At 52.4% G+C, this 9,048-nt stretch carries 7 protein-coding genes; 3 read left to right on the plus strand and 4 right to left on the minus strand.

Annotated elements, in window-relative coordinates; all coding sequences use genetic code 11:
- Positions 1-240: 240 nt before the first annotated feature.
- The 3 genes from AC16KF_RS08555 to AC16KF_RS08565 all read right to left on the minus strand — a co-directional run bounded on the left by AC16KF_RS08555 (position 241) and on the right by AC16KF_RS08565 (position 3,183).
- Positions 241-1,326 (minus strand): hypothetical protein, encoded by a 1,086-nt coding sequence (locus AC16KF_RS08555; protein WP_484036888.1) that lies wholly within the window; start codon positions 1,324-1,326, stop codon positions 241-243.
- Complete coding sequence (locus AC16KF_RS08560) at positions 1,326-1,763, minus strand: DEAD/DEAH box helicase (protein WP_484036889.1); 438 nt, start codon at positions 1,761-1,763, stop codon at positions 1,326-1,328. Before AC16KF_RS08560 ends, AC16KF_RS08555 begins: the two co-directional genes overlap by 1 nt.
- 76 nt (positions 1,764-1,839) lie before the next feature.
- Entirely contained in the window at positions 1,840-3,183 is a 1,344-nt protein-coding gene (locus AC16KF_RS08565) for an ISKra4 family transposase (RefSeq protein ID WP_484036890.1), read from the minus strand.
- Positions 3,184-3,380: 197 nt separating this feature from the next.
- On the opposite strand from AC16KF_RS08565, the gene AC16KF_RS08570 reads away from it, so the two are divergent.
- The 3 genes from AC16KF_RS08570 (at position 3,381) to AC16KF_RS08580 (ending at position 8,095) form a co-directional block, all read left to right on the plus strand.
- Positions 3,381-6,083, plus strand: a complete 2,703-nt coding sequence (locus tag AC16KF_RS08570) for a winged helix-turn-helix domain-containing protein (protein WP_484036891.1) — start codon at positions 3,381-3,383, stop codon at positions 6,081-6,083.
- 108 nt (positions 6,084-6,191) lie between these two features.
- On the plus strand, positions 6,192-7,154 hold the full coding sequence (locus AC16KF_RS08575) for a ketopantoate reductase family protein (protein ID WP_484036892.1): 963 nt from the start codon (positions 6,192-6,194) through the stop codon (positions 7,152-7,154).
- Positions 7,151-8,095, plus strand: coding sequence for a ketopantoate reductase family protein (locus AC16KF_RS08580; RefSeq protein WP_484036893.1), 945 nt, complete (start codon positions 7,151-7,153; stop codon positions 8,093-8,095). The genes AC16KF_RS08575 and AC16KF_RS08580 overlap by 4 nt, the downstream gene beginning before the upstream one ends.
- Before the next feature lie 465 nt (positions 8,096-8,560).
- Here the strand turns inward: AC16KF_RS08580 and AC16KF_RS08585 are convergent.
- Positions 8,561-9,048 (minus strand): NAD(P)-dependent oxidoreductase (locus AC16KF_RS08585; RefSeq protein ID WP_484036894.1); only part of this gene is annotated, 488 nt, incomplete at its 5' end.

A 9,048-nucleotide genomic window follows, 5' to 3' on the forward strand; every position in this document is an offset into this window, starting at 1 on the left:
CAGGCTGTGACATGGAGTGAGGGACGAAATTTACACCCCGTTGAGCAGATTTGTACCCCCGCCATAACCTTGTTTTTATGAAAAACGACCTGCCTCCTGACAGTTTTAAACTGGGACGCAGACGCTGGCGCCAGCGCGGCGTGAACGCTGAAAGCGCTGATACCGATTGATTATTTAGAGGATCTTTTCCAAAAAACCCGCGTCCATCTGCGTCCAAAGAGCGGCTGGAAACCAATCAACTTATAATTCATCTTCATCGTCCTCTTCCAGACCATCAAAAAATTCAGTGGGCGGAATGAATGGCGGTTCATTCGGGTCATATCGTTTTGGCGTGGATGGGGGAGTAATGTTGCGCGTCCATTGATGTGAATTCTTCAACTCCTCCAGCATTTCTGCATGGAGTTCATCCTTCCACTTCTCGTACATGCGGATCTGTTTCTTTGCCCAATCGGGCAATTCCCCTGGCTGACCATCATCCATATCGAGAAAACTCCAATCCACAAGCGTGGATGTGGGTGTTTCCTTTTTCTCAGGGATGGACGCCTCGAACAGTTTTGCCAATCCCTTGTCGATGCTGGGGCGGTACGGAACAATGCGTTTCAAATGATTCTCGTTGCGCGCTCTTTGCAAATAATCCTTCGTCTTCGGCGCGGAGGGATCAACGAACTCCATCATACGGTCATAACGAGAACCATCGCCCGCGGGTGGAATCCATGGGATGCGGTGAGCATTGTCCCGCCACCAAATCACTTCAGCAAGCAATCGCCTTGCCTTCTCATCGTTAAAGCGCGAAGACAGTTCGCCCAACGCTTCGGCGGCGTCGGCGAAGAATCCCAGATCGGCATATTGCCAGCCGATCCAGAACAAGGTCTCTTGTGGGTTTTTGGCTTTGGCAATTGCGTCTGCAAAGATCGTCCACGCGTAATCGGCGCATTCCTCATCGCCGAGACAGTACGCTCCAAGCAACTCCCTCTTGCCGTCTTCGAGAATTTTTAGCACATCGTTTAGCCCACCCCGATCGCGCTTCAACTCGCGCTTCCCATCCCACCGACTTATAAAACGATACGACAACGCCAGCCTGCGCCGTTGTTGCCACGGACGGTCATCCCATTCGTCAATGTTCTGCTGAATGGCGACACGGTTGTCGTAGATCATCCATTCGTCGCAAAAAAGTTCATACACAAGTTCCTTTGCCTCTTCACAATCAGGGAACAAAGCCAACACATCGAAACACAACGCCGCCGCATCGGCTTGCCCCGCATGCCATTGACCATCCTCTCTGGCACGGGCTAATGTTTGGCGAACGTAATCAGGGTAAGTGGTCATCAGAATAAACCTGGTTGTATCGGTTGCTGAAGAGGCAGGCTCGCGGCTTCTCGTTCCATCCAATTGGGCAATTGCGCGGGTTTATCTTTGAACGGATGAGGGAAAGCCAGTGCGCCTTTTTGCAGGAGCAGTTTATTTCCCTCTGGCATGTGATCGTGATCCAACACAAACACGGGAACCCAACTATTCTTGAGCGTCTCGGTCGCGCCCGCCCAGGTGCCGCCTGTCTCGGCATCCGAGGCGATGAGCGGCGAGATGACGAGCGTGAGTCCTTCGAAGTGCAGCGCGGCAAATTGATAGATGAGCGATTTGCCCGCGCCTGTGGGCATAATGGCAAGAGTGTGTTGTTTGTTGAGGAGGGATTGAATCGCTTCTTCCTGTCCCGCGCGGAAGGAGTCAAAGCCGAAACGGTGACGGAGAGAAGACTCAAGCGACATGAGTGAAGTATAACAAAAATCGCCCTGCCGCGAATCTGGCAGTGCGATAGTGCGATAGGGGAGCACTCAAAGTTTGTTAGGGGGAGGTAGACAAGTTGAGATAAAAGGGTTTCAAATTATCCCAAGCATTGCTAAGCCAGGCGGCTCTAGCTTTGGCAGTTGCAATAACGCCAGCCAGTGTCCAGCGAGCGCCAGAACATTTGAGGCGCGCCGCGGCGATTTGTTTACAAGCGCTTTCGATGGTGCCGCTGCCGATCAAATAGCCTTGTTGTCGAAAGCGTGCATAGTCCATTCTTTTTTCGTTATTGGCATAATAGGTGATGGCTTTTTCGGCAAAGGGTCGAGCGTGGGCGTGAGGCAGGAAAGTGCGACAGGCCAGTAACACTTCTTGAATACGCCCTTCCCAAAGATCGGTTTGTACTTGCGTCAGCCATTCCTGGGCTTGACTTGCACCTGCGCCAAAAGCGGCTTCGGCAATGGGAGCAAGATACTGACAGGCATGATACCAATCCACAATCTGGACGGCTTGCGGAAAATAGTGTTCGACCAATCTCCAAATCCAAACGGCTCCATCTGAGACAAAAACGACTTCCTCGTAGGTGTCGACATTGTTTTGGATGCCTGTTGCCCAAAGCAATCGGCCAAATTGTTCCGCTTCCATGATGTCACAATAATACTGCACGTCTTTGGCGTGCAAATGGTTCTGTTCACCCACAGGTTGCCCAGAATGGTTTTTGGGCGTTGGCTCCACGTGATACCAGCACAGGGTCTTCAATTCGCGCCATTCCTGCTGTAAGGGTACATGAGCGCCATCGATAGAAGCGTAAATACGTCCAGAACGGTATTCCAAACTGCGCTCACGCACTTGCAAAGATGGCTCATCCTCTGCTTTTTCCATCCATTCTTTTTCTGCTTGCGCTTGTGCGTTGCCATACCCTTCGGTTTGCTTACGAACCGTGTTGTCGCTGACTCGAAACAGCAGAAAGCGTTCGGCCAATTGGCTAGCTTCCTCAAAGGCAACTTCCACTCCCAATACTCCCAACAAGCTTGCCAATGCCTGAGTGACCTGCCCTGGCACTATCCTATATTTCTGATCCAAGGGAGACTGCCCTTGATGACATTCTGTACAAAGATAATATCTGCGCTGGTAGCCTACTTTCCCGAATACGGTCCATAGAACTGCTGCGCGGTTGCTGACAAACTTGGCTTTCGCCCCACAAGCACATTCAATTTCTTTTTGGGCGTACCGTTCTTCGCCCTGCTCAATGGCTTGTTGCAGCCCTAAGCCCGCCGCCGCTTTTACCAACTCGCGCATGGTTTGCTCCATCTCATGAATACCCTGCTTTTCCGCCATCTGTTCTTTGATTTCTTCTGCTAATATTTTGGCGATCTGCTCCAGCCGTGTTGTGCTAAACTCCATTTGAGCCTCCGAGTTCGGGTTTATGCTTGTCCAAGCCCAAGCCTATCTCAGAGGCTCCTTTTTGAAAACTCATCTACAAACTTTGAGTGCACCCTGCGATAGTGCGATAGTGCGATAGAGCGATCCAACCTTGAAAGAAAATCTAGGCGACGAATTTATATACCTGATTTGTACCGCGCGGGAATTCGTTTGATGTTATGAATGGCTGGATTTTTTCGGATTATTGGTCGTCAACAACCATCTATTCAAAATTGCGCTACAATCGCGACATGCTTAATTCGGTACTTCAAACCAAACTCGCCATGCCACACAGCCGGACATTTCGAGTCTCGCGTCCCAGATTGTTGAATCAACTCGACCGGGGACTTGAACTTGGACATCGCCTCTTCCTGATTTCTGCTCCTCCGGGATATGGGAAGACCACCCTGCTTAGCGACTGGCTGGATCGAGGGAAGTATCGCTTTGGGTGGCTGACACTGGATGAAGGAGATAATGATCCGTCGCAGTCCTGGACGTATCTAGCGAACGCGCTAACGGTTCACATCCCCAACCTGGCGGACACGATTCAAACCCTTCTGCAAAGTGATCCGCTCCATCAACTGCCAGGCGACATCCTGACAACCACTTTCATCAATGCGCTCGTACAAGATAAGATGCCGCTGGTTCTGGTGTTGGATGATTATCACGTCATCCAAAATGAACGCATCCATGCCATTCTGATTCAACTGTTGGCGCGCATGCCCGTCAATTTTCACATCGCGATGACCAGCCGCAACGAGCCGCCGCTCGACCTTCCCCGCCTGCGCGCGCGTGGACAGGTCACCGAAATCCACGTGGACGCGCTTGGCTTTTCGACGGACGAGACCCAGGACTACCTGAACACCGCCATGAAATTGGAGTTGTCGGCGGATGAGATCGTACTATTGACCGACCGCACCGAAGGCTGGCCCGCCGGTTTGCAATTGGCGGCGTTGGCGTTGCAATCCATCCAACAGAAGGACAAATCCGAATCGACATCGTTCATTCAGATGTTCGGCGGCAGTCACCGTTATGTAACCGACTATCTGACCGACGAAGTCTTGAAGCGCCAGAGCGAGTCGATCCAATCCTTTTTGTTACAGACCAGCCTGCTCGAAAAATTGACTGCGCCGCTTTGCGACCAGATTCTTGGATCAAACGACTCTCAATCTGTGCTGGAGTTTTTGGAGCGCGCCAATCTATTCCTCCTTCCGCTGGATACGACCCGTCAATGGTATCGCTATCATTCACTCTGGGCGGAGGTGCTGCAAACCCGCCTGAAATGCGAACAGTCCGGCCAGATCAAAGAATTGCATCGCCGCGCCTTTGATTGGTTTTCAAAGAACGGTTTTCTGGATGAAGCCGTATCCCATGCCATCGCGGCTGGAGAAATGGAAGGGGCGGCGAGTCTCATCGAAACCACATCCCGAAACCTGGTCATGCGCGGAGGCAGCGCCACCTTGCAAGGCTGGCTCGCCAAATTGCCGCATGAGTCTGTGGTTGCCCGCCCTGCGCTGGTCGTCGCTCAATGTTGGGCATTGATCACAGACGGCAAACTGGATGATGTGGAACTGCTCTTGAATGAGATTGACGGACGCGCGGAACTGTCGCCTGTCATGGCGGGGGAGATCGCCGCCATCCGCGCCATCCTCGCTACCGTACATCAGGACTTGCCTGCCATTCATCAATATGCGCAGGAAGCCCTGCGTTTGATCCCTCTCGAAGATAGCTCGATCCGCTGTGGGGTGTTGCTCAGTCAGGGAACGGCAGCGACGCTTTCGGGTGAGATCGAGCGTTCCATCCAATTGCTCACGCAGACCATTCAGGAAAGTCAGCGCGGACACCAGCCCATCATCTACTTGATTGCCACCAGCACGCTTGCCCAAACCTATGAAGCGATAGGCGACTTTGACCGCGCCGAGCGACTACATCGGCAGGTGATCGCCCTCGAATCAGACTCCGTCTTGAGCGGGTTGCCATTGATTGGGGTGGGATACGTGGGTTTGGGCGGAGTCCTGCACGAGCATTTGCTGTTCGAAGAAGCCGAGTCTGTTTTTCAGAAGGGACTGGAGATCGGTCAACGCTGGGGTAGCCCTGAGATTCAGATCGGCGGGTATTTAAGTTTGGCGCGTCTGCGGTTTACACAAGGTAGGCTGGACGAAGCGCTGGCTTTCATCAAAAAATTGGAGGGCGAGTTTGCTTCTGCCATGCCCATACATGAAAATGGATTCCTGCGTTCCATTCACGCGCGATTTTCTCTCGCAAAGAGACAATTAGCAGACGCCGAGGCATGGGCGCAAGAGTTCGCTCCCTCAGCAACTCCCGTCACCTTTGATAATGAAAGCCAGTGGCTGGTTCTTGTGCGGATCCTGCTGACACGCCACGAATTTGAACATGCGGCAGGGTTGCTTGTGCAACTCGAAGAAAATGCCCGCGCGGGTCGTCGTACCAGCCTGATCGAGATTCTACTCCTGAAGATTCAACTCCCAACCACAGATGCGCCTGAGAAGGATTCCATATTGAAGGAAGCCTTGCAAATGGCAGAACCGCAAAACCAGCGCCGCGTCTTTCTGGATGAGACAGAACTGCTACCCCTCCTGCGAATCTATCGCGCCAAACATCCTGACGAACTGTTCGCCATCAGCCTCGTGGATGATTTTGAACGACGCGCCGCCATGCAGAGTCCATCTGCCCTGTTGAGCGAGCGTGAAATGGACGTGCTGCGCCTGTTATCGGCGGGACTTTCGAATCAGGAGATCGCCGAGCGGTTGGTCGTCGCGCTTTCGACGGTCAAGAGTCATGTCAAAAGTATACTGATGAAACTCGAAGTCAAAAACCGCACCGAGGCGGTGGCGCGTGCCAGGGAGTTGAAACTGCTCTAGCCTTTCCCCCCGCCCGTTCATCCTTTCGAGGGATGACCTCCCCCCTCCTTCTCGATAAGATATGCCCATCCATAAACGATGGGCATATTTCTTTCAAGGAGATAAAACATGAAAACACTGATCGTCGGCGCAGGCATTATCGGAACTATTTACGGCTGGGCATTTGCAGAAGCGGGGCACGAGGTCACGCATCTCGTCCGCCCCGGAAAAGCCTCGCAATTTGCAAATGGATTTGAGATCGATATGTACGACGTCCGCAAGGGGCACAAACGGAACTTCACCGGGCATTATCCCATCCGTGTGACCGAAACGCTCGATTCGCCTGAGGGGTATGAACTGATCATCATCCCGACCAAACATTATCACCTGGTCGAAACGCTAAAACAGATCGTCCCGCAGGCAGGGAGCGCGGACTTCCTGCTCCTCACCCAGAACTGGGATGGGACGGATGAGATAGACGCCATCCTGCCGCCCTCACGCTACGTCTTTGGCGATGCCAAGGCGGGCGGCAAGTTCGAAAGAGACAAACTGATCGCCACAATTGCCAGCGTTGATGTGGGGCAGGTAAATGGCAGGCGCGATACCAGTTTGGATAAAGTGGTTGCGTTGTGCGAATCGGCGCAGGTGGGTGTCACTGTCCATGAGAATATCCTGCATTATCTCTGGGTACAGTATGCCATCACTGGCGGGTTGTGGCCCGCGCTGGTCAAAGCGGGCAGTTTCGAAGCGGTGCTGGAGAATCGTCAGGTCGGCGAACAGGGCTTACGCGCCGCGCGCGAATCGCTGGAAGTCATCGCCCGCCGCGGTGTGAATCTGGCGAAATTCCCCGATGCAAAGATGTACATGAACAATTCGCCGTTCGGCATGTGGGTCGCCAACATTGTGATCAAAGTGCTGTTTCGCTACAACAAACTCGTCCAGCGCAGTTCAGCGCACGGACTGGAAGACATCGAAGAAGTGAAAGTGTTTTACTACGACCTGCTCAACAGCGGACGCGCACTCAACGTGGCGATGCCTGCCTTGAGCGCATTCGAAACCGATATTAAGAATTTTGAGGGAGCAGCCTCATGAAAACATTGATCGTTGGCGCAGGTGTCATCGGCGTCATCTACGGATGGGCGCTGCAAAAAGCGGGCGCGGAAGTTACACACTTCGTTCGCCCTGGCATGGCTGGTCAGTTTCCAAAGGGCGTCACCCTCGACCTGCTCGACGAACGCAAGGGCTATCCGCCCACATCCATCCAACATTACCCGATCCGCTGTGTGGATTCGATTTCTCCGGCGGACGGCTATGAGCTTATCATTGTGCCGACCAACGGTCAGCAGGTGGAAGCAGCGATGAAGGATTTGGCGTCGGTTTCGGGGGATGCCACCTTCTTTCTGTTCTCCAGCAATTGGGATGGACTGGCTGCTTACGATGCGATCTTGCCGCGTGAACGTTATTTGCTTGGTTACCCCGATGGCGGCGGAACGGTCAAGGATGGCGTCTACTGGACGAACCTGGGTGCGGAGGTTCATCTCGGTCTGGTGGAAGGTCAATCTGCCGCACGACTGGAACAAGTAAAGAATGTATTTACCCGCGCTGATATGAAGCCCGACATGCAGGAGAATATGCTGCACTGGTTATGGATCCACAATGCAGGCGTGATAGGATTTGCAGCTGGGTTGGCGAAGTATCGCGTCATCGACCCCTATCTCGCGGATAATGAACTGGTCTACCAATCGATTCGAGCCACAAAAGAATTGTACGATCTGTGCGCCCAGCGTGGCGTGGATCTGAAGAAGTACCCTGAGATCGGCTATATCAAATTCCCTATCTGGCTGGTGGCTTTCTTATTGCGTCGGAACTTCCGCCGGAATGAAAGTATGCAGCGTTATACCGCTCACGCCGTCAGTGAGGGCAGCCGTAGGGAGTCGAAATATCACTACGCCCAGGTCATGCAATCTGCGGCTGAACTTGGTTTCGAGATGCCAAACTTGAATGCGATGGGGAAATATCTCGCAATGCCTTGAATTTCAATCAGAAAACCCAAACAAGAACACCCCTGTCGACAGGGGTGTTCTTGTTTTATCAGATGTACTATCCTTTAGTCGGCGGGTACAAAATTTTGCGGGCGAAATTTATACCCGTATACCAGATATGTACCCCGCCGGACAGATCAGATTGCGGTTGTGAGGCGGAAAATCGCAGTATTGGCTTCAACGGTCCAATTTTAATAAGTTTGATGCCTAGGTGTTGCTACCCTGTCGGCAAGGAAGTCGTTTTAAACCAAGCAGTGATAGCTGTCTTAGAAATAGTAGGACAGGTTTGGTTACCCAATTTAGTATTCACTATGTTGTCATAAAGGAACCGTATATGGTGACCACAAGCCCGGTTTTGCCTAATTATGGACTTAGAATTGGATAAAAAAAGAACAGCGCCTTGTCATTAGGCGCTATTCTTTTCAACTAGGATAAGTCAAATCCGACCAATTTAAGTCAATAACTCGTCACTGGTAATTTCTTCAACCATTTCATTTCGGTCAGTTCCTTCAATACAAAGTCCGCACCATCTGCGCGGGAAAGTTGCGTACCCGAACTCTTGCTTACATACCCAATCTGATATCTGCCTTTATGTTCGCCATCCACCAGGCGCGGGAACCTCACTACCGTCCAATTCAAATCAGACTCCCGAATCACCTTCACATTTGCGGCAGAGTCCAGCACCACATCTTTTGCCAATAGATTGAGCAGAAATCCGATGAGGTGATCAATAAATTTGGGTTGATCTTCCGGCTGGCGCACTCCAGCACCAGTCGTGGATACCAGCCGGCGCACACCATGCTTCTTCATCCCGGCTACTATGTTTTTTGCCGAAATCTCCATCATGTGGGGAACGGGTGGACGGGTCGGTCCCAGGGCGCTGATGACGGCATCCTGCCCGGCAATCGCCTTCTCGACAGCTTCGGCGTCCATCGAGTCGCCCT

The organism is Candidatus Defluviilinea gracilis (assembly GCF_057138825.1).

What these genes read in the sequence shown, in the direction of transcription:
- AC16KF_RS08555 (WP_484036888.1), bottom strand. Translation starts at nt 1,326, where the DNA reads ATGACCACTTACCCTGATTACGTTCGCCAAACATTAGCCCGTGCCAGA.
- AC16KF_RS08560 (WP_484036889.1), bottom strand. Translation starts at nt 1,763, where the DNA reads ATGTCGCTTGAGTCTTCTCTCCGTCACCGTTTCGGCTTTGACTCCTTC.
- AC16KF_RS08565 (WP_484036890.1), bottom strand. Translation starts at nt 3,183, where the DNA reads ATGGAGTTTAGCACAACACGGCTGGAGCAGATCGCCAAAATATTAGCA.
- AC16KF_RS08570 (WP_484036891.1), top strand. Translation starts at nt 3,381, where the DNA reads ATGAATGGCTGGATTTTTTCGGATTATTGGTCGTCAACAACCATCTAT.
- AC16KF_RS08575 (WP_484036892.1), top strand. Translation starts at nt 6,192, where the DNA reads ATGAAAACACTGATCGTCGGCGCAGGCATTATCGGAACTATTTACGGC.
- AC16KF_RS08580 (WP_484036893.1), top strand. Translation starts at nt 7,151, where the DNA reads ATGAAAACATTGATCGTTGGCGCAGGTGTCATCGGCGTCATCTACGGA.